Here is a 22568-nt window from a genome sequence, read left to right as displayed (position 1 = left end):
GATTATGATGAAACATGTTTTTCAAAAAGGAAAAGATACGTCAAAACCAGTGTTGTTATTACTTCATGGCACAGGTGGTAATGAATTAGATTTACTACCACTTGCAGAAATAATTGATCCGGAAGCGTCGGTATTAAGCGTTAGGGGAAATGTGTTAGAGAATGGGATGCCGCGTTTCTTCCGCCGATTAGCAGAGGGCATTTTTGATGAAGAGGATTTAATTTTCCGTACGAAGGAATTAAGTGAATTTTTAGATGAAGCGGCTAAAGAATATAAATTCGATAGAAATAACATTGTAGCTATCGGTTATTCGAATGGGGCAAATATCGCAGCAAGCTTATTATTCCATTACGAAAATGCATTAAAAGGTGCTGTGCTTCATCACCCAATGGTACCTAGAAGAGGAATGCAATTAGCAAATTTAGCAGGGAAATCTGTGTTTATTGCTGCTGGGACAAATGACCCAATTTGTTCATCAGCAGAGTCAGAGGAATTGAAGGTACTATTAGAAAATGCAAATGCGAATGTAACAATGCATTGGGAAAATCGAGGGCATCAATTAACGATGGGTGAAGTAGAAAAAGCAAAAGAGTGGTATGACAAAGCATTTTAAAAAAAGAAGCATCTGCTAACGATTAGCAGATGCTTCTTTTTTACTTAAGACTGGATTGCAAGATGAGATGAAGAAAGTGGTAGCTCAATATCAACAATCGTACCTTTATTTAATTCGCTTGAAATGTGTAATCTACCATGATGTTCTTCAATTATTTTGTAACACATCATTAATCCTAGTCCTGTGCCTTTTTCTTTTAAACTATAAAAAGGTTCGCCTAGACGGGAGATACGATCTTCAGGAATGCCGCAACCTTCATCCATAATTCGTATTAAGATGAAATTATCCTCTAATGGTTTTGTTTGGATGAAAATATTTCCGCCATTTGGCATTGCTTCTATCGCATTTTTTAATATGTTTATAAACACTTGTTTTAATTGGTTACCGTCACATTGAATATCATATACGTAATCAAAATGATCCATGATGATATGAACGCTATGCATAATTGCAGTCGGTAAAATAAATGTAACTACCTCTTCAATTAAAGTTTGTATGTTACAAGTTTGGATAGATAATACTTGTGGCTTAGACATCGCCATAAATTGACTCGTGATGGATTCCATTTGTGAAATCTCACTTAACATAACATCGATATACCATTTCTGCTCTTCACTTATTTCAGGGAGGAGCAACGTTAGAAAACCTTTTAGAGAAGTGAGTGGATTTCGAATTTCATGGGCAATTCCAGCTGTCAGTTGTCCGACTACTGCGAGCTTCTCTGATTTTCGTAGTAACTTTTCAGTTTCTTTTAGCTCAGTAACATCTCTCCCCATCACGATAAGACCTTTGCGAGAACCATCAGGATGATAAAGCGGAACTTTTGATATACTTAAGATTAGATCGAAATCATCTCTATGTATAATAAATTCCTCGCCATGAAGAATTTGTCTTTGTTGCCATGCTAGTTCATCGATTTCTTCACAATGTAAAAAAGCTTCTCGGTATGCTTCATTATATTGAATGAGTTCGCTATCTTTTTTCCCGTGGTAAGGTACATGATGGAAATTGAAGCAAGAAAGTGCGTAATCATTTGCCTCAAGCCAGCGCCCTTCATGATCTTTAAATATAACAAACGCAGGCATGGAGTTTACTAATGTACGTAATCTCTTCTCACTTTCTTTTAGCATATTCTCAATTCTTTCTGATTTTTCAAGCGGCTTCATAATAGCGTATACGCCAGTAAGACGATTTTGAACAAAAATAGGAACTAGTTTTGTCACAACATCTAATAAGAATCCATTTTTATGATAAATAGATAAGATATACTCTTGTTGATTATCCGCTTCAGTATTCTTTATATTTTGTAATACTTGCTCAGAAATATGGGCTTCTAAAATAGAGGTAATATTTTTCTGTTCTAATTCTAAAGAAGTGTAACCTAATATTCTTTCGGCAGAAGGATTTATATGTAGAATAACTCCTTCTAAATTTAATGAAATAATACTATCAGGATTGTGTTCGAACAGAGATGCGTACATTTCTGTTAATGAACGATCTTGTATATGGTTTCGCAAACGTCTAGAAATGTTCGGATGACGTTTTTTTTGAGTTGGTGAATATTTTTTACGACTCATAATAGTTCCTCCGTACAAATAGCATCTAAAAAGATTTGTCTATTCATAACTATAATATAGATGTAATGTGTATTTCTATAAAAAATGGAAGTTATAGAATAAATTTTGTTTTTTTTATTTTTTGCAAGGTGAATGCAGGATGGTAATAAGGGGAGCTTATATTGTTTTATAAACCTTTTGTAAGTTACAGACGGCTGTTTTCCGTATAACATTAGGGTAGAGGAGGGGGAGAGAAAATGAAAAATTATATTCAAGGGATTGATCACGTGCAAGTAGCTGCACCTGTAGGGTGTGAAGAAGAGGCGCGTGATTTTTATGGGAATACGATTGGTATGGAAGAAATTCCAAAGCCAGAAGAGTTGAAAAAACGAGGTGGATGTTGGTTTAAATGCGGAAATCAAGAAATCCATATTGGTGTCGAGCGGAACTTTACACCAGCTAAAAAGGCTCATCCAGCTTTTTATGTGAATGAAATTAATGAATTTAAGCAAACACTTATAGAGCAAGGTGTTAAAGTGATTGATGATTATGCACGGCCAGATGTAATTCGATTTTACGTGTCAGATCCATTTGGAAACCGAATTGAATTTATGCAAAATAAAGACTAGGTGGATTCCCACCTAGTCTTTAACTTCTTCTGAAAAGTCCTAACACTTCTACAGTTTCTGTAATATTAACGAAAGCATTCGGGTCGATTTCAGAAATTGTTAGTTTCATACTTGCTAATTCTTCACGAGAAACGACGGTCATAAGTACACGCTTTTTCTCGCTTGAATAAGCACCTTCGCCATCAAGTAACGTTATTCCACGTACAACAGTTGAAAGAAGTTGTTTTTTCATTTTTTCTGCTTCATTTGTTACAATCATAAGTGTAACTTTACGATGTTTTGTATGAACAGCATCAATTACTTTACCAGTTACATAAATTGAAAGTAAGCTTGTAAGTGCAACATCCCAGGTGAAGAAGAATCCTGCGATTATTACAACGACTGCATTTAAAATAATAAGGAATCCGCCAAGTTTAATGTCTCGCTTGCGGGATAAAAGCATACCGATAATATCAAATCCACCAGTGGATCCATTACAGTTAAAAACAAGACCAATACCAGCTCCGGCGATTACACCTCCGAAGATAGAAGATAACAATGGATCTGTTGCTACGACTTTTACTGGAACGTAGTATAATGCAACAGATAATACAACTACAGAGACAACTGTGTTAAAAATTACTTTTTTTCCAAGACCTATGTACCCTAAAATAAGGATAGGTAAGTTTAATACAAAGTTAATAATGCCTGTGTTTACAGGGGTTACAATCCCTAAAATAATAGCAATTCCGCCAATTCCACTACTTAAAATTTTGTGGGGGATAAGGAAAAGATTAAAGGCAACCGCAATAATAATAGAACCGATAATAACACCAAGGAATCTGACCATTTCTTTCCCGTCCTTCACTGAAAAATTCATATTATTTCAAGATTATATATGATATTGAAAGTTTTGGGTAAAAACAGTTTATTTAGGTAAATTAGATTAATCAAAAGAATTTGAGTATTTTATCATTTGAAAGGGGATACAGTTGTGAAGATAAAAACATATCAACAGAAAAGCCCGTTGAAGCAAGAATGTGAGGATTCTTATTTTTGTAATAAAGAAAAAAAGATTTATGGTGTATGTGACGGTGCAACACCACTTGTCCCGTTTCGTGATGAAAAGGGACATAATGGAGCATACATCGCTTCGTATTTATTTGCAAGTTATTTTACTGCATTACGAGAGAATCATAGTTTACAATTTGCAGTTGCCAAAGCAAATGAAGCATTGCAAAGCAAAATGTTAGAATATGAAGTAGACACGAGAAAAAAAGAGCATTTGTGGTGCACATGTATCGCAGCAGTCCAAATAGTTGGTGAGAAAATTGAATATGCGCAGCTTGGGGACTGTATGATTGTCGCAACTTTTCAAAATGGAACGATGCAAGTATTAACGAAAGACACAGTTGAAGGAATTAGTAAAAGAGCAAAAAAGAAGAGGGAAGAAGATCGTAAAAAAGGGTTATCTGTACCAGAAGAATATGTTTTTCAAGATGTTCGAGAACAGTTAAAATACAATCGTTATCTTGCAAATATGCCAAATGGTTATTCAGTTGCAAATGGAATGAAAGAAGCGATACATTATTTACAACATGGTGAATTACATACAGATGAAGTGAGTGGGATTTTTATTTGTTCAGACGGGTTATTTCACCCAGATTGGTCATTAGAACAAACTGTTGCATATATAAGAAAGAATAGTATAAACGAATATATAGCAATTATTGAAGAGCTAGAAGCGGAAAAGAGAATAAGGCCAGATGATAAAACGATTATTATGATTGATTTTTAAGAGGAGGCAGTTCAAATGGAAATTAAACGTGTCAATCTAACATTTCAAGATGAATTAGTTCCTTTAGAAAAAGTAAACAAACTGATTATTCACCATACAGCTGAAGATGGATGGGACGTGTATAAAACGCATGAATTTCATCAAACTGTAAGAGGGTGGAGCGGAATTGGTTACAACTATTTTATCGAAAAGGATGGAACTGTAGTGGAAGGACGAGGTTTACATATTGGAGCGCACGCGAAAGACCATAACCGCCATACAATTGGAATATGTATGACGGGAAATTTCGATAAATACGATCCAACTCCTGCACAAGTGAATGCATTATATTCTTTATGTAAACTGTTTATGAAGCAATTTGCTATAAAGAAAGAAAATATACTCGGTCATAGAGAGTTAGAAGGAGTTACAAAAAGCTGTCCTGGTAATCGTTTTTCTATGGTAGAGTTAAGGAAGATATTATCTTAAATATAGAGGAGTAACAACGATGATGAATATAAAAATACCAAATGATAAAAAAGAAGAGCTTGTAGCACAAATTCAGCAATTTTTTATGGAAGAAGATTTAGATGAAATTGGACGTTTCCAAGCAGAGCGTTTAATAGAAGAAATGATTAAATTAGTTGGACCGTTTGCATATAATCAAGCAATTGGAGATGCAAGAAAGCTTGTAAGTGAGAAGTTAACGAATATGGAAGAAGATTTATACGTGCTAGAGAAGAATGAAGGAAAATAAAAAAAGAGCCGATGGGCTCTTTTTTTATTTTTCTTTCTTGTGTTCTTTATATTCATGTACTTTTTCTTTTACATTACCAACTGTATCTTTAGCAGTGCCTTTCACCTTATCCCATTTTCCTTCAGCTTGTAATTTCTTATTATCAGTTACTTTCCCAACAACTTCTTTTACTTCACCTTTTACCTTATCAATGGTACCTTCTACTTTTTCTTTTAAACCATGATCATGTTTAGTCATACATTTCTCCTCCTTGTAGTTTGATTAGAATTCTCTTTTCATATTGCAAGTTGAATGATGTATCTAGTAATATCGTAACAAATCTAGTTTGAATATTCAAATGATTAATAGGATAGAAAAGGATTTGTCATAAAATGTTTAAAAATGTAACGGAAGGAGAAATAAAGTAAATTATATGTCTTTTGCGGTCCATATTGATTTTGTATAAGCAATTTTCATGTGGGCACGTTCCATGTTATTTTGACTGCCGCTACCGAACCTTGCTTGTCCAACTATTAAATTACAATTGGATTCAATAGCTGTTTCAATTCGCTTTTGAATTAATGCAGTATGACAGCCTTTACGCTGAAATTCTGGCAAAGTAGCAGAAGCAGCTAATGAAGCAATCCCATTATTTATGTACAGGACACCAATGCCTGCAGGAGTATTTTGAACTTCGGCTATGAAAAAATGCCATCCTGGTTTATCGTAAAGAATTTCGTTATTTTGGCGCACTCCATCTTTTGTAAAGGATGGCATATTAAATCCACGTACATATATGTCTGCAAAAATATGAAATTCATTTTCTTTCAGTTGGCGTACTGAAATGTTAGCAGGAAGCAGGGATGGATCTTCTCTCGGTATACTATATAAAGCGGTATGGAAGCTGGATTGGTAAAATCCTTTTTGAGACAAGTATTGAAATAATTCAGCTGTCCCTTGAGCTGGTGTAATTTCAAAACGGCAAGGAATTTGTAGTGATTCATAATAAGAAATGATTGCATCAATCGCATCTGCATTTGTAATACCTTTTACCGTATTAAAAGCAGGACCGGCAATTATTTTTGATGAAAAGGTAGTGGCACTACCGAACTTTTTCATTTGCACTTGCATTGGATTTCCACTCATTGCTTGTAGTCCCTCTAATCTAGAAGAGAGCATATCAATTTCTGCATTTTCAATTTCTGTTGCTATATCGAGTGTCATAACAGTAGTCATAAAATTCCTCCGTTAATAAATATATTTCATAGTATATATACGATTTTTGTTTTGAGATTCCTGTTGTAATGTAGGAGAATAAGAAGTTTTTTGGAAGGGAAATGGAATTGAACTGTCGAAGGGAGTAGAAACAGATTAAAGGTGGTGCTCTCATGAAACAAAAAGCCGTGCAGACATGCTCTAATTGTGGTTCTCAAAACATAGGAGAAGGTGAGTTTGTCGGATATGCACAAATACGGAAAAAGGAAACGATGTTCACATCTTCACCGGTGGATGCTTATATTTGTACAGACTGCGGAAATATCCTTTCATTAAAAGTACGACATTATGAAAAGTTTAAGCAGAAGCCGTTATGATTATTGAGTAGTGGTTTTATTAGGGTAGTTAATAAGAGTAATATTTTACATATATATGAGTATGCCTCAGATAAAGAGATGAAAACATATACAGTACATAGTTCGTTATATGACACATAAAAATATATAGAAGAAATTGTGAGGTAGTAGGAGGAAGAAAAAACAGCTCCTCTTGGAATATTTCATATTTAAAACTCCTTTAAATGAATAAAGGAGTTTTTTGATTTTTTATAACAATAATTACCTTTAATTGTTATAATTGGTTATTAAGAAAGGGTGGTTTATTAACGCCATAATCATAGAAGAATAATAGCTAAATCGTATACAAAACCACTATATAACACAATCGCAACCGTAAGTTGACAAGGTGCAACCGCAGGAAGATAGAGGTAAGAGCAATGTTTACATACAATTTAGTTAAGAAAACGAAGGGGGACACACATATGGGATTTGGTGAGAAGCTTTTTAAATTAAGAAAAGAAAAGGGTCTTTCTCAAGAAGCATTAGCCGAGAAATTAAACACAACAAGGCAAGCGGTTAGTAAATGGGAAAACGGTCAAGGTTTTCCTGAAACTGAAAAGTTAATAATGATTGGAAATGTATTTGAAGTATCACTTGACTATTTATTAAAAGAAACTGCTGAGCAAAGTAACGAAAAGGAAAATGGTTATTATGTAAGTAAGGAAATGGCAGAAGGGTATATAGTGTATGGACAAAAAATTTCTAAATATATTGCATTAGGATTTAGCTTGCTTATTTTATCTACAATACCGTACTTATTATTTAAAGAAAATGCAACAATGTCTACGTTTCTTGTCATTATCATTGCAGTGCTTGGGATCGGAGCAATGATGGCACCTGTAACGATAGAAGAGAGTCGATACAATGTATTGAAAAAAGAAGAACTACTATTTGATCAAAACTTTCTAAAAGAATTGACAAAAAGATATGCGATTATTAAGAAGAAGTATGCCGCAGTGATGATTGTTGGATTTTGTTTTATTGCAGCAGGAGCGATACCGTTTTTATTTGAGAAAAAACGAATCACTTCGGGAGAACTCGTACAGTATTATCCTTATTGTGTTGTACTTATTGCTATCGGAGTTTATCTTTTTGTACGTGTGTTAGGAGTGTTAGAGACGTATCGGATTTTAGTAGAAAATAAGGAATACAGTAATCGTTTTATTTTTAAACTGAAAAAGAAAGTAAGGAAAAAGGTAGATAGTTTATAAAAAATAAAAAACATGTTTCGAATCAATGTATTCAAAACATGTTTTTTATCGTTCTGAATTATTTCCAAAGAAATAATTCAGAAAATACAGAAAAATATCGTAATCATTTGTAGAAGTCTGTTATAATAAACGGAAAATGAAAACGTTTTAAAGGGGGACATAACCAATATGATGATGAATGTACCGCTAACAATTAGTTCTATGATGGAAAGAGCAGAGAAACTGTTTTCGAAGAAAGAAATTGTTTCACGGACGCATGATACAGTTACAACGTTAACGTATAAGCAGTTAGGGGAAAGGACGAGAAGACTTTCCAGTGCGTTGAAAAAGCTTGGAATTAAAGAAGGTGAACGTGTAGGAACGTTAGCGTGGAATCATCATCGACATGTGGAGGCGTATTTTGCTATTCCTGGTATTGCTTCCGTTTTACACACAATTAATATTCGTTTATCTCCTCAACATATTTCATACATTATTCAGCATGCAGAAGATCGAATTTTACTTATTGATGAAGATATCGTACCACTCGTTGAAAGTATTCAATCCGAATTATCAACTGTACAAGCTTACATTATTATGACTGATAAAGATAAACTCCCAAATACGACGCTGAAGCCTGTATATCATTATGAAAAGCTATTAGAAGAAGGCGATCCCAATTTCCAATTTGTAAAAGATATTGATGAAAATACACCTGCTGGTATGTGTTATACGTCAGCGACTACAGGAAATCCAAAAGGTGTTGTATATACGCATCGTAGTACTGTATTACACTGTATGGCACTCGGTTTAGCTGATACAGCTGCTTTATCGGAAAGTGATGCAGCAATGGCAATCGTCCCGATGTTTCATGTGAACGCTTGGGGACTTCCTTTTGCGGCTACTTGGTTTGGATCAAAACAAGTTCTTCCAGGACCGATGTTTACGCCGAAAATTTTATTAGAAATGATCCAATCTGAAAAAGTGACGTTAGCTGCCGGTGTGCCGACAATTTGGCTCGGTGTATTACAAGAGTTAGAAAATAATAGTTATGATTTATCTAGTATGACGAGAATACTATGTGGTGGTGCAGCCGCACCGAAAAGTGTTATTAAAGCATTTGAACAGAAACACAATGTTCCTTTCATCCATGCATATGGTATGACCGAAACAAGCCCACTCGTAACACTTGCACGTTTAAAAAGTTATGAAACAGAATTATCGTATGAAGAGCAATTAGAAATTAGATCAAAGCAAGGGTATCTTGTCCCTGGTGTAGAGATGAAAGTAGTCGGTACAAATGGTGAAGTGAAGTGGGACGGTACGGAGATGGGAGAACTATGTTTACGAGCACCTTGGATCGCTGAAAGCTATTATAACGATGATCGTACTGTCGAAGGTTTTCGCGATGGATGGTTATATACTGGTGATGTTGTCACAGTGGATGAGGAAGGTTGCGTGAAAATTGTTGACCGTACGAAGGATGTTATTAAAAGCGGGGGAGAATGGATTTCTTCGGTCGATCTTGAAAATGCTTTAATGGCACATGATGCTATATTTGAAGCGGCTGTCGTTGCAGTTCCTCACCCTCAGTGGCAAGAGCGACCAATTGCCTGCGTTGTTCAAAAGAAAAATAGTACGGTTACAAAAGAAGAAATATATGAGTTTTTAAAACCACAGTTTGCGAAGTGGTGGTTGCCAGACGATATTGTCTTTATGGAAGAAATACCGAAAACATCTGTTGGGAAGTTTTTAAAACAGGCGCTTCGGAAAGAACTGGAGCATTTGCATAGAGAGAAATAAGTGAACTTCTATTTGTAAACTCTAATACATTAATGGTTGACAAAAGAGGAGTGGAAAGATAATATAATTTTTGTGATATGTTATCTAAAATAAATTTTAAGTTTACAAATAGGAGAAGCAAATATGAATACAAAAAACTTAGTTTTTGTCGCTTTATTTAGTTCTATTATGGGAGTGTTAGGGTTAATACCTCCGATTGCTCTTTCTATTACACCAGTTCCAATTACATTGCAATCACTCGGTGTTATGCTTGCGGGTGGGTTGTTAGGATCACGTCTAGGTGCGTTAAGTCAGCTTATTTTCTTACTTATTGTAGGAGTTGGAGCACCATTGCTTGCTGGTGGACGCGGTGGCCTTGGTGTATTTGTTGGACCAAGTGCAGGATATTTACTTGGTTACATCATTGGGGCGTTTGTTATTGGTTATTTAATTGAGCGTTTACGTGAAGTTTCTATTATAAAAGTATTATGTATTAATATAATTGGTGGTATTTTCGTAGTTTATGTATTTGGTATTACTGTACAAGCGTTCTTAATGGATGTTTCTGTATGGGAGACAATGAAAGTGAGTGCTGTGTTTTTACCAGGGGATTGTATAAAAGCAATTATTGCGGCAGTTCTCGTAACAAAATTACATCGTTCATTGAAACATATTATTACGCCCGCTTTAAAGAATGGAAAATATACAAATGCGGGATGATAAAGGGAAGAAACACGTTAATTGCGTGTTTCTTTTTATTATTATTGTAAAGAAAGGACGTCTCATATGGGGATTACAAAAGAATATAAAAAGCATGCCTCTTTACAACCAAATAAAATAGCGATAAAGGAAAATGATAGAGTTTTAACATATAAAGAGTGGTTTGAATCAGTTTGTAAAGTAGCAAGCTGGTTAAATGAAAAAAAATCGAAGAATAAAACGATAGCAATCCTATTAGAAAATCGTATAGAGTTTTTACAACTATTTTCTGGTGCCATTATGGCCGGGTGGGTTTGTGTTCCGTTAGATATAAAGTGGAAACAAGATGAGCTCAGAGAAAGAATTGAAATTAGTAATTCGGATATGATTGTGACAGAACGATATAAGGTGAATGATCTATTGGATGAAGAAGGGAGAGTAATTGAAATTGATGAGTGGAAAAGAATGATAGAGAAATATCTTCCTACATATTCCACTGTAGAAAGTGTACAACATGCTCCTTTTTATATGGGATTTACATCAGGATCAACAGGAACGGCAAAGGCATTTTTACGTGCACAACAATCGTGGGTTCATAGTTTTGATTGTAATGTACATGACTTTCATATGAAAAGGGAGGATTCGATTTTAATAGCTGGGACGCTCGTTCATTCTCTTTTCTTATACGGGGCAATAAGTGCATTATATGTAGGACAAACGGTGTACATTATGAGAAAGTTCATTCCAAATCAAGTACTAGATAAGTTAGAAACTGAAAATATATCAGTTATGTATACAGTTCCGACAATGCTTGAATCTTTATATAAAGAAAATAGAGTAATAGAAAATAAAGTGAAAATTATTTCGTCAGGAGCGAAATGGGAAGCTGAAGCGAAAGAAAAAATAAAGAATATATTTCCTTATGCGAAAAGATATGAATTTTATGGTGCATCAGAGTTAAGTTTTGTAACAGCACTAGTCGATGCAGAAAGCGAAAGAAGGCCAAATTCAGTAGGAAAACCTTGTCATAATGTGCAAGTTCGAATATGTAATGAAGCAGGGGAAGAAGTACAAAAAGGTGAAATAGGAACTGTTTATGTGAAAAGTGATCAGTTTTTTATGGGATACATAATAGATGGGGTTTTAACACGGGAGTTAAATGCAGAAGGCTGGATGACGGTGCGAGATGTAGGCTATGAAGATGAAGAAGGCTTTATATATATTGTTGGTAGAGAGAAGAATATGATTTTATTTGGAGGAATCAATATTTATCCAGAAGAAATAGAAAGTGTATTACATGAACACCCAGCTGTCGATGAAATAGTTGTAATTGGTGTGAAAGATAATTACTGGGGTGAAAAGCCCGTCGCGATCGTAAAAGGAAGTGCTACGAAACAACAATTAAAGAGTTTTTGCTTACAGAGATTATCCTCTTTTAAAATACCGAAAGAATGGCATTTTGTAGATGGAATACCTTATACAAATAGTGGGAAAATCGCTCGTATGGAAGCGAAAAGTATGATTGAAAACCGGGAGAAAATATATGAATAGAGCAGTTATTGTAGAGGCGAAAAGAACACCTATTGGTAAGAAGAATGGGATGTTAAAAGAGTATGAAGTTCAGCAATTAGCAACGCCGCTTCTTACGTTTTTAAGTAAAGGGATTGAGAGGGAAATAGATGATGTCATATTAGGTAATGTTGTTGGGCCAGGAGGGAATATTGCGAGACTATCTGCTTTAGAGGCGGGACTTGGCTATCATATTCCTGGTGTAACGATTGATCGGCAATGTGGTGCTGGTTTAGAAGCAATTCGAACTGCGTGTTATCTCATTCAAGGCGGGGCAGGTAAGTGTTATATCGCCGGGGGAGTAGAGAGTACAAGTACGTCACCTTTTCAAAAAAGAGCACGATTTTCACCTGAAACAATTGGTGATCCTGACATGGGAGTAGCGGCTGAATATGTTGCAGAACGTTATAACATCACGAGAGAAATGCAAGACGAGTATGCTTGCCTCAGTTACAGACGAACACTGCAAGCATTAGAAAAAGGATTTATATATGATGAAATATTGTCTTTTAATGGAGTATTAGATGAATCTATAAAGCTAGAAATGAATTATGAACGAATGATTAAAAGAACAAAACCTGCATTTTTACAAAATGGTACAGTAACGGCGGGGAATTCATGTGGTGTAAATGATGGAGCATGTGCCGTTCTTGTAATGGAAGAGGGGCAAGCCCGAAAATTAGGATACAAGCCTGTACTTCGTTTCGTTCGTAGTGCTGTAGTGGGAGTAGATCCAAATCTTCCGGGGACTGGTCCGATATTTGCGGTGAACAAATTATTAAACGAAATGAATATGAAAATAGAGGACATCGATTATTTTGAAATAAATGAACCATTTGCTTCAAAGGTTGTTGCTTGTGCAAAAGAGTTACAAATTCCGTACGAAAAAGTAAATGTAAATGGTGGAGCAATTGCGCTCGGTCATCCGTACGGTGCATCTGGTGCTATGCTTGTAACACGTTTGTTTTATCAGGCACAAAGAGAGTCTATGAAATATGGAATTGCTACATTAGGAATTGGAGGCGGGATAGGGATTGCGCTATTATTTGAGAAAGTAGAAGACTAGCGAGGTAACTAGTTGTCTACTTTTTGAGGAACATAAATATTGCTACCAGGCTTCGCTTTCATTTCGTTCCAAGCAGCAATCGCATCAGCTTTTGATTTCCCTTTGTTATTTGGATCTTCAAAAAAGTCGCGAGTGAAACGATTGTATTCAAACTGAGAGCTGATAGTTGTTTTATAAGTAGGATCTTTTTTTCGTTCGTTTTCTTCATACCAAAACGTTATTGCGTCTTCATATGTTTTTCCAACATTCTCTTTGAAAAATTTTTGAAGAGCTACTGTAAAGCGGAAGTTTGTTCCGATTTTTTCTTTGAAAAAAGCACGAACATCTTCGCTACAGCGGTGATTGTTAGTAATAATCGTTTGAAGAGAAAGGTCTTTATAAGAGAGGGAAGCTTTACTCACCTTTTGAACAGAGCTGTTTTTTAATATTTTACCAGTATTTAAATAATGTGAGATACGCTCGGTTATTTCGATCTTAGAGCCACTAGCTGGAAAATCATGTTCACGACAAAATGTTTGGAGTTCTGCTTTTAACCAATAATAGTTTTGGAAATCTTCAAGTGATATAGACTTTGTTAAAGTTGGACGCATGAATATAACAACTTCTTTCTTCCATAATTTCCTTTAATTATAAAACATATGTTCTTTTTGTGGAAGGATTAATTTGTAAATTTAATAGGGAAGGAGATTATATATGGAAAATGTAATGCAAGTTCGAGTTACGGGAATTTTAATTGAAGATGAAAAAGTATTGCTAGTAAAGCAAAAAGTTGCTAATCGAAATTGGTCTTTACCTGGAGGAAGAGTGGAGAATGGTGAAATGTTAGAAGAGGCGATGATTAGAGAAATGAGAGAAGAAACGGGATTAGAAGTTAAAATTAAGAAGCTACTCTATGTTTGTGATAAACCGGATGCCAGTCCATCTTTATTACATATTACATTTCTACTTGAAAAGCTTACAGGGGAAATTATGTTACCCTCTAATGAATTTGATCATAATCCAATTCATGATGTGCAAATGGTGCCGATTAAAGATTTAAGTCATTATGGTTTTTCGGAAACTTTTATAACTCTTATAAGTGAAGGTTTTTCAAATGCAGGGAGTTACCAAGGATTGAAACAAAATATTGGTTTGTAAGTATAGAGTAAGGATAGCTGTTAGCTATCCTTACTAAAAATGCTTTACACCGCCGACTGTAAAGAAGAAACAAGCTGATTTAAAAATTCATCTCCGCTCATAATTGCTTTCCCGCCACCGCGAGCACTCTTCTTATTTCCGCCACCTTTTCCTTCGATTGTAGGAAGAGCGTCTTTTAAAAGAGCATTCATATCGAGTGATACTGATTTTCCGCAAGCGAGAATACATTGTAGTTTGTCATCATTTTCGATGACGAAATACGTAATTGCATGCTCTTGTTGTTCTGTAATAATAGCGGAAAGCTTTGCGATTTCTTGCATAGAACGATTTGTAAATACTTTAGAAATAAGTATGTCAGCATGAATTTTTATAGGCTGTAGAAGTAGTTCATTTGCCTCTGCAAATAATAATTTTTCATTCATTGTTTGTATTGCTTTTTCGTTTTCTTTTTGAGAAGTAAGCAGTTGCGCCACTTTTGCTGGAATATCAGTTTCGCTACTGTTTAATTGTTTAGAAACATCTTTCATAATTTGTTGCTGTTGTCCCATTAATTTAAGTGTACGCCAACCAGCGATAAACGTTAAGCGTATACCACCTTTATTGCGCTCCCATCCTAGTACTTGAATAGGACCAACTTCACCAGTTCGTTTCGGATGCGTTCCACCACAGCCGTTGTAGTCAAAGTTTTCGATAATAACAACCCGTATATTTTCTGTCATAGTCGGTTCTTTACGAAGGGGCAACGTTTTCGCTTCTTCTAAGTTCATCCACTGGATGCGGATTGGATGGTTTTCAAAAACAATTTTGTTTGCAATTTGTATTGCTTTTTCAACCGTTTCTGCATGAAGATTTTCTGTTTCTAAATCAATTGTTACTGTTTCTTTACCAAGATGGAATCCAATTGTAGGCATGTTAAAATGGTCCCAAAAAGCAGCAGATAAAATGTGCTGAGCTGCATGTTGTTGCATATGATCAAAACGGCGCTCCCAATTGATTTTACCTTCTACGTCTTCTGTATGTAATTGTTCTGCAATGTAGTGACGAATTTCTCCGTTTATCTCTTCTACATTGATTACATTGATATCATTTAATGTACCAGTATCATATGGTTGTCCGCCACCTGTCGGATAAAATGCTGTTTCATTCAAAACAACGTATAAGTTACCGTCTTTATCATAATCTTGCTTTATAATTTTAGTAGTAAAGTCTTGCTTATAAGCGTCAGTGTAATATAATTTGTGCTCCAATTTTCTTTCTCCTCTCGCATTAACTAGTTTCATTGTAATGCAATTGAAATTAGTTTCCTAATATTTCAGAAGAAAGAAACTATTTTTAGAATTTTCTTGCTATAATAAGGGAAAGAAAATGCGGGGGTGGAATAAATATGTTATATGAAAACGGCGTAGATAAACTGCTTAGTTTAAGTAGAAATATTTCCGAATTATATCGAGAATTAAACGAAATGACCCGGATTTTAACGGATTGTAATCGAGAAAGTGTGAAGTTTGATCGATTATATGTAAAAGAGTTACTTTGGAAGAAAGAAGATGTAATAGAGAAATATGACCAGCTACTTGTACAACTTTGTATTAACGAATGCTTTGATCTAAAAAGTGTCATTACAGGGGAATATAAGTATACATATGAAGAAGTAGAAAACATAGTTTTACAATTTAATGAAAAGTATAATGTCGCAATCTTAATTAAAGATGTGTGTAAAGAATTACAGTTCACATATGGAATTGATATGGACATAACGAGAACAACTCGGGTATCAACAGCTCAAGTATAGAAAAAGGAAAAGAAAGCAGATCCTTTGCTTTCTTTTTTTTGTGAAAATAGAGAGAGTAGGTTTAACGATGAAGGGGAAGTTACAGCATATTCATCCGCTTGGAATGAGTATTATTTTAGGGACATTGTTTGCTAGGTTTGCAACTTCAATGAGTATCCCTTTTTTAGCGATTTATTTAACGACTGTTAAAGGTGTATCAGCTGGAATGACTGGTGCTATTATCGGAACGAGTGCACTTGTTGGTGTTTTTGCTAGTTTTATCGGAGGGAATTTATCAGATCGATTTGGCCGGAAAACGATTATGCTCTGGTCCATGATCGTTTGGATTTTTGTGTTTATAGGTTTTTCACTTGCGGATCATGTTTTAAGTTTCTTTTTATTAAACGCTTTAAATGGATTATGTAGGTCGTTTTTTGAGCCAACATCAAGAGCATTATTGTCAGATTTAACAAAGCCTGAGTATCGGTTACTCGTCTATAACTTACGATACGGTGCAATAAATGTTGGAGTTGCAATTGGACCAATTGTTGGATTACAGATTGGAAGTGCAAAATCAACAATTCCTTTTTTAGTAGCAGCTGGGGTATATATTCTATATACAGCTATATTAGCGTTCCAATTTAAGAAGTATCCAATGGAAAAAAAGAAAGTGAGTACAGAAAAAACTGTTACAATGCTAAATGCGATACGTATATTGCGAAAAGATATAGTATTTTTAGTTGCTTTAGTCGGTATTATTTTGAGTAATTGCGGTTTTTCACATTTAACGACGACAGTATCTCAATATTTTGCAAATGCACATATATTTGAGGATGGGGTGAAGCTATTCTCATATATGCTCGCTTTAAATGCAATTGTTGTAGTGATTATCCAATACCCTGTTATTCAAATGTGCAAAAAGTATACACCGTTAACATCAATTATGGTTGGGACTTTATTTGTGAGCGGGGGATTATTTGGCTTTGGAATAGTAGAATCTATGCTAGGTGCTGCCGTTTGTACAATTATTTTTACAATTGGAGAGGTCTTAATGTTTTCGATGACGGATGTATTTATTGATGATATTGCTGTTGCGCATCTAAAAGGAACATACTTCGGTGCGATGGGCTTTTCGGGAATTGGAGCAGTAATAGGTCCGTGGTTCGGAGGGGTACTTCTCGATTACTACGGGTACCAAAATGGGTTTGCGGTATTTTCAGCACTAGCTATATTTTCAACTGTGGCATTTCCTGTGCTTTTAGTTACAAAAGGTTTATCGAAAAAAAGATATGATAGAAATTCTAATATAGAAATGCATGCGAAATAACATAAGCCCCAGTAACCAACTGGGGCTTAGTTTGAATTATATTAACTCTTAATTTGAAAAAAGAACTTTTTTTTCATGCTTATCAGCAACTTCATTTTTGGAAATATGAATGGCTAAAAATCCGTTTTCTAAGCAGGCTAGCATCTTTTTATAAATGATAGTAGTAGGTAAAGGGATTGTTCGTTGTAAGGAAATGTTTTTATGAAGTATGCATATAGCTAGGCCTGTCTCTAACTTTTTAATGAGTACATTTTGTTCCGTGACATTTTGTACATCTGTTTCCAAAATATATTCTTCTTCGGTTTCGCAAAGATCGATGTGAATTTGATTTGGAAAGCTAAAGTTACTATAAGAATCGGAACAAAATTGATCCATCCATTCTTCGAAACCATCAACATGAAAAAGACAATTCTTCTTTTTCTTGCCCATGTAAGACACCCTCCGTAAAATATCAATTCATATCATGTTATGCATGAATGAAACAGAGGTGAAGAATAAATGATGAAATACAAACATTTTATGTTGAATGTGCACGGTATGTGAATGTTTTTATTACATATCATGATGTGAATGTTTTTTTTGGCGTGAATGGTTACGGTTTTTTACTTTATGAGATCCGCTTAATGGTTCAGGTTGTCCTTGTTTTTCTTTTGATTCACGGTTGTTTTTACCCATTGTATATGACACCTCCTCTTTCTTTTTAGAATGAGAGAAGTTGGCGATTTTATACGAGAATGTTTTTAGAAAAAAAGGTAAAGATAAAGGGGACTAACAATTATAGAAAGGGGATTATATAATGCCATATCATAAAGATAAGCAACAAGCCTTTCAAGCGGCACAGCAAGGAGTTACACAAGCAGAAAATGCATTTAATAATATTGTGAAAAATGACCCTAACTACGGTCATGATTTAAAAGAGTTACGCCAAGAGGTTCAGGAAGCATATGAACAAATTCAAAATGCACTAGAGGTAGCTTCAGAAACACAACGTCCACAACTTGAGCAATATGAAAATAATCTCCAAAATATAATGCGAAATGTAGATCAATTAGAAAAGTAAATGAGGTTGTTGTTTATTCGACAACCTTGCTGCTTTAGTAAACGTTATGCTAAAACAGAAAATTTTTCTATTAGTTTTTTCTTTGCTATGTGCAGTACATATATTTCAAGTGGAAAAAGTGGAAGCGAAAATGTTGCTCAGAAAAGAGTTAGAACCAACTGGTTATGTAACATGGGAAGTACCTAATAATGAAAAAATTATTGCAATTACATTTGATGATGGGCCAGACCCAACGTATACACCACAAGTTTTAGATTTATTACGTCAATATAAGGCGGAAGCGACATTTTTTATGATTGGATTTCGAGTTCAGCGTAATCCATATTTAGTGAAGCAAGTGTTAAAAGAGGGACATGAAATTGGAAATCATACGATGAATCATTTGTACGCAAGTAATTCGTCAGATGAAAAATTAGAAAATGATATTTTAGATGGAAAGAAATTTTTTGGAAAATGGGTGAAAGAACCTTTGCTATTCCGTCCTCCTGGCGGATATATTAACGATGCTGTATTTAAAACAGCGAAAGAGGCTGGCTATCAAACCGTTCTATGGTCGTGGCATCAAGACCCGCGTGATTGGGCAAATCCAGGGGTTGAATCCATTGTAAATCATGTAGTGAAAAATGCTAAAAGTGGCGATATTGTATTGTTACATGATGGAGGGAATGATCGTAGTCAAACGGTAGCAGCGCTAGCAAAAATTTTACCTGAGCTGAAAAAACAGGGCTATCGATTTGTAACGGTTTCGGAATTACTACGTTATAAACATTAGAAGAAATCCCAAAAGGAAAATAGACCTTTTGGGATTTTTCTTTACTGGTTCTTTTTACGTTTCTTATTATTTTGTCGCTCTGCTGGAGTTAAAGGCTCGTTTGCAAATTCTTCATTGTAACCAGTTCCTTGTCCTTGTGCAGATGCAGCATTCATTCCTGAAATAGTATGATTTGCTTTTCTTTTACCCATTTTATTTCACCTCTATAACATTTTTTGTATGTTGAATGATGAGCAGTTCATAGTATGTATGAACTGTAAGTAAACCGCTGATAGAGCACTTTACTTTATGATAATAGTATTCATAAGGAGCATGAAAGCTATTCAAATTTAGAAACATAAAGAAAACTTATGATAATCTATAAGTTTCTTATTATTTACTTATTTAGAAAGTTGTAATAAGATATTATCGTAAGGTATTGAAAAGTTTGTCTACATTTTATATTCAGACAACTTAGTCACGTTTAACAGGGGGGAAACATAATGGTCAAACATAATCCATTTCAATCACGTGCAACTTTTGAAGTAGATGGAAAAACGTATCATTATTATGATTTGAAAGCGCTTGAAAATGCAGGGGTTGGCAACGTATCTCAATTACCATATTCCGTGAAAGTTTTACTTGAATCAGTACTTCGTCAAGTAGACGGACGTGTAATCACAGAAGAGCATGTTACAAATTTAGCGAAATGGGGAACGAAAGATGTGCAAGATATCGATGTTCCATTTAAACCATCTCGTGTAATTTTACAAGATTTCACTGGTGTTCCAGCTGTTGTTGATTTGGCTTCGCTTCGTAAAGCAATGGCAGACATGGGTGGGGATCCTGACAAAATTAATCCTGAAATTACTGTAGACCTTGTAATTGACCACTCTGTACAGGTTGATAGAGCGGGTACGGCAGACGCGCTTGCATTCAACATGGACTTAGAGTTTAAACGTAATGAAGAACGTTATAAATTTTTAAGCTGGGCACAAAAATCATTTGATAACTACCGCGCAGTTCCACCAGCTACAGGTATTGTACACCAAGTAAACCTTGAATATTTAGCACCAGTTGTTCACGCGGTGAAAAATGCTGAAGGTGACTTAGTTGCATACCCAGATTCATTAGTTGGAACAGACTCACATACAACAATGATTAACGGTATCGGCGTTCTTGGTTGGGGCGTTGGTGGTATTGAAGCAGAAGCAGGAATGCTTGGACAGCCTTCATACTTCCCAGTACCTGAAGTAATCGGTGTAAAATTAACTGGTACACTTCCAAGTGGTACTACAGCGACAGACGTTGCATTAAAAGTAACACAAGTATTACGTCAAAAAGGTGTAGTTGGTAAATTCGTTGAGTTCTTCGGTAATGGACTAAAGAGCATGCCTTTAGCTGACCGTGCAACAATTTCAAATATGGCACCAGAATACGGCGCAACTTGTGGATTCTTCCCAATCGATGATATTTCATTAGAATACTTACGTTTAACAGGTAGAGATGAAGAGCAAATTCGTATTGTTGAAGAATACTGTAAAGCGAACGGTTTATTCTATACAGCAGACAGTAAAGATCCAATCTACACTGATCTGGTTGAAATTGATTTAAATACAATTGAATCTAACCTTTCTGGACCGAAACGCCCACAAGATTTAATTCCACTTTCAGATATGAAAGATGCGTTCCACAAAGCTGTTGTAGCACCAGTTGGAACACAAGGACTTGGATTTAATGAGCAAGAGTTCGATAAAGAAGTGAAGGTTACATTAGAAGATAAAGAAGTAACGATGAAAACAGGTGCAATTGCAATCGCTGCAATTACAAGCTGTACAAATACATCAAACCCATATGTATTAATTGGGGCAGGTCTAGTTGCGAAGAAAGCAATTGAAAAAGGACTTGTAGTACCTGAGTACGTAAAAACATCATTAGCACCAGGATCTAAAGTTGTTACAGAGTACTTAGATAAGTCTGGTTTAACAACATATTTAGATCAATTAGGTTTCCAAACAGTTGGTTACGGCTGTACGACTTGTATCGGTAACTCTGGTCCATTAGCGCCAGAATTAGAAGAAGCAATCGCAGCAAACGACTTATTAGTAACATCTGTTTTATCTGGTAACCGTAACTTTGAAGGTCGTATTCATCCACTTGTAAAAGCAAACTACTTAGCATCACCACCACTTGTTGTGGCATATGCACTTGCAGGTACTGTTGATATTGACCTGAAAAATGATGAAATCGGTAAGGATGCAAATGGCAATGCTGTTTACTTCAACGATATTTGGCCATCAGCTAAAGAAATTGAAGATGTAGTTCAAAGCGTTGTTACATCTGAACTATTCAAGAAAGAATATGCACAAGTATTTAATAGCAATGAGCGTTGGAATGAAATCCAAACTTCAAACGAAGCTTTATATACTTGGGATAATGATTCAACATACATTCAAAACCCACCATTCTTTGAAGGGTTATCTAAAGAGCCAGGTGAAGTTGAAACGTTATCAGGTTTACGCATAGTTGGTAAATTTGGTGATTCTGTAACGACAGACCACATTTCACCAGCAGGTTCAATTGGTAAGCACACACCAGCTGGACGCTACTTATTAGAAAACGGCGTACAACCAGTTGACTTTAACTCTTACGGTTCTCGTCGTGGTAACCATGAAGTTATGATGCGTGGTACATTTGCAAACATCCGTATTAAAAACCAAATCGCACCAGGAACAGAGGGCGGATATACAACATATTGGCCAACTGGTGAAGTAACATCAATCTATGATGCTGCTATGAAATATAAAGAAGATGGAACAGGTCTTCTAGTTGTTGCTGGTAAAGATTACGGTATGGGAAGTTCACGTGACTGGGCTGCGAAAGGTACTAACTTATTAGGTATTAAAGCAGTAATCGCAGAAAGCTTCGAACGTATTCACCGCAGTAACTTAGTGTTAATGGGTGTATTACCACTTCAATTTAAAGATGGCGAAAGTGCTGAAACATTAGGCCTTGTTGGTAACGAGTCATTTGAAATTCAAATCGACAAATCAGTTAGACCACGCGATCTTGTAAAAGTAGTTGCAACTGATTTAGATGGCAACGAAAAACAATTTGAAGTAGTAGCTCGTTTCGATAGTGAAGTAGAAATTGACTACTACCGTCACGGTGGTATTCTGCAAATGGTTCTTCGTGAGAAAATCGAAGAGTCAAAAGTGTCGAACTAAATAATTGAAATGAAAAATAAGGAAGCTAACAATAGTTAGCTTCCTTATTTTATGGAAAGGGATGAAACCATATGGTTTCATCCCTT

At 35.3% G+C, this 22568-nt stretch carries 26 protein-coding genes; 17 read left to right on the top strand and 9 right to left on the bottom strand.

The genetic code is table 11. The features are described 5' to 3' along the window. Nucleotides 1–4: 4 nt before the first annotated feature. Entirely contained in the window at nucleotides 5–613 is a 609-nt protein-coding gene (locus CQ064_RS28195) for an alpha/beta hydrolase (RefSeq protein ID WP_000975459.1), read from the top strand. A 44-nt stretch (nucleotides 614–657) separates the two neighbouring features. On the opposite strand, the gene CQ064_RS28190 is transcribed toward CQ064_RS28195, so the two are convergent. After that, nucleotides 658–2190 carry a BA3702 family sensor histidine kinase gene (locus CQ064_RS28190; protein ID WP_000087653.1) on the bottom strand — a complete coding sequence of 511 codons (1533 nt, stop codon included), beginning with the start codon at nucleotides 2188–2190 and terminating at the stop codon, nucleotides 658–660. Between the two features lie 236 nt (nucleotides 2191–2426). Here CQ064_RS28190 and CQ064_RS28180 point away from each other — a divergent pair, with 236 nt between their 5' ends. Then, on the top strand, nucleotides 2427–2798 hold the full coding sequence (locus tag CQ064_RS28180; protein ID WP_000800772.1) for a VOC family protein: 372 nt from the start codon (nucleotides 2427–2429) through the stop codon (nucleotides 2796–2798). Between the two features lie 19 nt (nucleotides 2799–2817). Here CQ064_RS28180 and CQ064_RS28175 read toward each other — a convergent pair whose 3' ends face one another. After that, nucleotides 2818–3627 carry a YitT family protein gene (locus tag CQ064_RS28175; RefSeq protein ID WP_000251344.1) on the bottom strand — a complete coding sequence of 270 codons (810 nt, stop codon included), beginning with the start codon at nucleotides 3625–3627 and terminating at the stop codon, nucleotides 2818–2820. A 126-nt stretch (nucleotides 3628–3753) separates the two neighbouring features. Between CQ064_RS28175 and CQ064_RS28170 the strand changes: the two genes are divergently transcribed. The 3 genes from CQ064_RS28170 to CQ064_RS28160 are packed head-to-tail and all read left to right on the top strand — an operon-like array spanning nucleotide 3754 to nucleotide 5311. Next, nucleotides 3754–4575 carry a protein phosphatase 2C domain-containing protein gene (locus CQ064_RS28170; RefSeq protein ID WP_003271186.1) on the top strand — a complete coding sequence of 274 codons (822 nt, stop codon included), beginning with the start codon at nucleotides 3754–3756 and terminating at the stop codon, nucleotides 4573–4575. Between the two features lie 15 nt (nucleotides 4576–4590). After that, on the top strand, nucleotides 4591–5043 hold the full coding sequence (locus CQ064_RS28165; RefSeq protein WP_000403999.1) for a peptidoglycan recognition protein family protein: 453 nt from the start codon (nucleotides 4591–4593) through the stop codon (nucleotides 5041–5043). A 19-nt stretch (nucleotides 5044–5062) separates the two neighbouring features. Further along, on the top strand, nucleotides 5063–5311 hold the full coding sequence (locus tag CQ064_RS28160; RefSeq protein WP_000981066.1) for a DUF2164 domain-containing protein: 249 nt from the start codon (nucleotides 5063–5065) through the stop codon (nucleotides 5309–5311). A 24-nt stretch (nucleotides 5312–5335) separates the two neighbouring features. On the opposite strand, the gene CQ064_RS28155 is transcribed toward CQ064_RS28160, so the two are convergent. Both CQ064_RS28155 and CQ064_RS28150 read right to left on the bottom strand, forming a co-directional pair. Beyond that, on the bottom strand, nucleotides 5336–5548 hold the full coding sequence (locus CQ064_RS28155) for a CsbD family protein (protein WP_000160421.1): 213 nt from the start codon (nucleotides 5546–5548) through the stop codon (nucleotides 5336–5338). A 171-nt stretch (nucleotides 5549–5719) separates the two neighbouring features. Then, on the bottom strand, nucleotides 5720–6526 hold the full coding sequence (locus CQ064_RS28150; protein ID WP_000214335.1) for a GNAT family N-acetyltransferase: 807 nt from the start codon (nucleotides 6524–6526) through the stop codon (nucleotides 5720–5722). 152 nt (nucleotides 6527–6678) lie between these two features. Here CQ064_RS28150 and CQ064_RS28145 point away from each other — a divergent pair, with 152 nt between their 5' ends. From CQ064_RS28145 to CQ064_RS28120, 6 genes are all read left to right on the top strand, one after another. After that, complete coding sequence (locus CQ064_RS28145) at nucleotides 6679–6882, top strand: hypothetical protein (RefSeq protein WP_000810194.1); 204 nt, start codon at nucleotides 6679–6681, stop codon at nucleotides 6880–6882. A 443-nt stretch (nucleotides 6883–7325) separates the two neighbouring features. Continuing rightward, nucleotides 7326–8114, top strand: coding sequence for a helix-turn-helix domain-containing protein (locus CQ064_RS28140; protein ID WP_000505605.1), 789 nt, complete (start codon nucleotides 7326–7328; stop codon nucleotides 8112–8114). Nucleotides 8115–8282: 168 nt separating this feature from the next. Continuing rightward, nucleotides 8283–9896 carry a long-chain fatty acid--CoA ligase gene (locus CQ064_RS28135; RefSeq protein ID WP_000980199.1) on the top strand — a complete coding sequence of 538 codons (1614 nt, stop codon included), beginning with the start codon at nucleotides 8283–8285 and terminating at the stop codon, nucleotides 9894–9896. A 123-nt stretch (nucleotides 9897–10019) separates the two neighbouring features. Then, on the top strand, nucleotides 10020–10595 hold the full coding sequence (locus CQ064_RS28130; RefSeq protein WP_001093334.1) for a biotin transporter BioY: 576 nt from the start codon (nucleotides 10020–10022) through the stop codon (nucleotides 10593–10595). A gap of 66 nt (nucleotides 10596–10661) precedes the next feature. Further along, on the top strand, nucleotides 10662–12125 hold the full coding sequence (locus CQ064_RS28125; protein WP_000513159.1) for an acyl-CoA synthetase: 1464 nt from the start codon (nucleotides 10662–10664) through the stop codon (nucleotides 12123–12125). After that, nucleotides 12118–13209, top strand: a complete 1092-nt coding sequence (locus CQ064_RS28120) for an acetyl-CoA C-acyltransferase (RefSeq protein WP_001077999.1) — start codon at nucleotides 12118–12120, stop codon at nucleotides 13207–13209. The genes CQ064_RS28125 and CQ064_RS28120 overlap by 8 nt, the downstream gene beginning before the upstream one ends. An 8-nt stretch (nucleotides 13210–13217) precedes the next feature. Here the strand turns inward: CQ064_RS28120 and CQ064_RS28115 are convergent, their stop codons facing one another. Next, complete coding sequence (locus tag CQ064_RS28115) at nucleotides 13218–13799, bottom strand: DUF6434 domain-containing protein (RefSeq protein ID WP_001247910.1); 582 nt, start codon at nucleotides 13797–13799, stop codon at nucleotides 13218–13220. A gap of 103 nt (nucleotides 13800–13902) precedes the next feature. Between CQ064_RS28115 and CQ064_RS28110 the strand changes: the two genes are divergently transcribed. Next, entirely contained in the window at nucleotides 13903–14346 is a 444-nt protein-coding gene (locus tag CQ064_RS28110) for an NUDIX hydrolase (RefSeq protein WP_000432571.1), read from the top strand. A 44-nt stretch (nucleotides 14347–14390) separates the two neighbouring features. Here the strand turns inward: CQ064_RS28110 and CQ064_RS28105 are convergent, their stop codons facing one another. Next, on the bottom strand, nucleotides 14391–15593 hold the full coding sequence (locus tag CQ064_RS28105) for a serine-tRNA(Ala) deacylase AlaX (protein WP_000400374.1): 1203 nt from the start codon (nucleotides 15591–15593) through the stop codon (nucleotides 14391–14393). 137 nt (nucleotides 15594–15730) lie between these two features. Between CQ064_RS28105 and CQ064_RS28100 the strand changes: the two genes are divergently transcribed. Further along, nucleotides 15731–16138, top strand: coding sequence for a hypothetical protein (locus CQ064_RS28100; protein WP_000965149.1), 408 nt, complete (start codon nucleotides 15731–15733; stop codon nucleotides 16136–16138). Nucleotides 16139–16205: 67 nt separating this feature from the next. Beyond that, complete coding sequence (locus CQ064_RS28095; protein ID WP_000676813.1) at nucleotides 16206–17444, top strand: MDR family MFS transporter; 1239 nt, start codon at nucleotides 16206–16208, stop codon at nucleotides 17442–17444. Nucleotides 17445–17492: 48 nt separating this feature from the next. Here the strand turns inward: CQ064_RS28095 and CQ064_RS28090 are convergent, their stop codons facing one another. Next, entirely contained in the window at nucleotides 17493–17873 is a 381-nt protein-coding gene (locus tag CQ064_RS28090) for an Hsp20/alpha crystallin family protein (RefSeq protein WP_000516758.1), read from the bottom strand. A gap of 123 nt (nucleotides 17874–17996) precedes the next feature. Further along, nucleotides 17997–18119, bottom strand: a complete 123-nt coding sequence (locus CQ064_RS28085; protein WP_000517654.1) for a small acid-soluble spore protein P — start codon at nucleotides 18117–18119, stop codon at nucleotides 17997–17999. Nucleotides 18120–18240: 121 nt separating this feature from the next. On the opposite strand from CQ064_RS28085, the gene CQ064_RS28080 reads away from it, so the two are divergent. After that, nucleotides 18241–18504 (top strand): hypothetical protein, encoded by a 264-nt coding sequence (locus CQ064_RS28080; protein ID WP_001146295.1) that lies wholly within the window; start codon nucleotides 18241–18243, stop codon nucleotides 18502–18504. A 46-nt stretch (nucleotides 18505–18550) separates the two neighbouring features. After that, the gene (pdaB, locus tag CQ064_RS28075; RefSeq protein WP_103568136.1) at nucleotides 18551–19276 is read left to right on the top strand and encodes a polysaccharide deacetylase family sporulation protein PdaB; all 726 of its coding nucleotides are present in this window, start codon (nucleotides 18551–18553) and stop codon (nucleotides 19274–19276) included. 41 nt (nucleotides 19277–19317) lie between these two features. Here the strand turns inward: pdaB and sspO are convergent, their stop codons facing one another. Continuing rightward, on the bottom strand, nucleotides 19318–19467 hold the full coding sequence (sspO, locus tag CQ064_RS28070; protein WP_000518057.1) for an acid-soluble spore protein SspO: 150 nt from the start codon (nucleotides 19465–19467) through the stop codon (nucleotides 19318–19320). A gap of 291 nt (nucleotides 19468–19758) precedes the next feature. On the opposite strand from sspO, the gene acnA reads away from it, so the two are divergent. After that, entirely contained in the window at nucleotides 19759–22482 is a 2724-nt protein-coding gene (acnA, locus tag CQ064_RS28065; RefSeq protein ID WP_000238555.1) for an aconitate hydratase AcnA, read from the top strand. The last annotated feature ends 86 nt before the right edge of the window (nucleotides 22483–22568 follow it).

The sequence above is a fragment of the Bacillus sp. MYb78 genome (assembly GCF_002975115.1).
Taxonomy (GTDB): domain Bacteria; phylum Bacillota; class Bacilli; order Bacillales; family Bacillaceae_G; genus Bacillus_A; species Bacillus_A cereus.
This window is presented reverse-complemented; position numbering and strand designations above follow the sequence as displayed.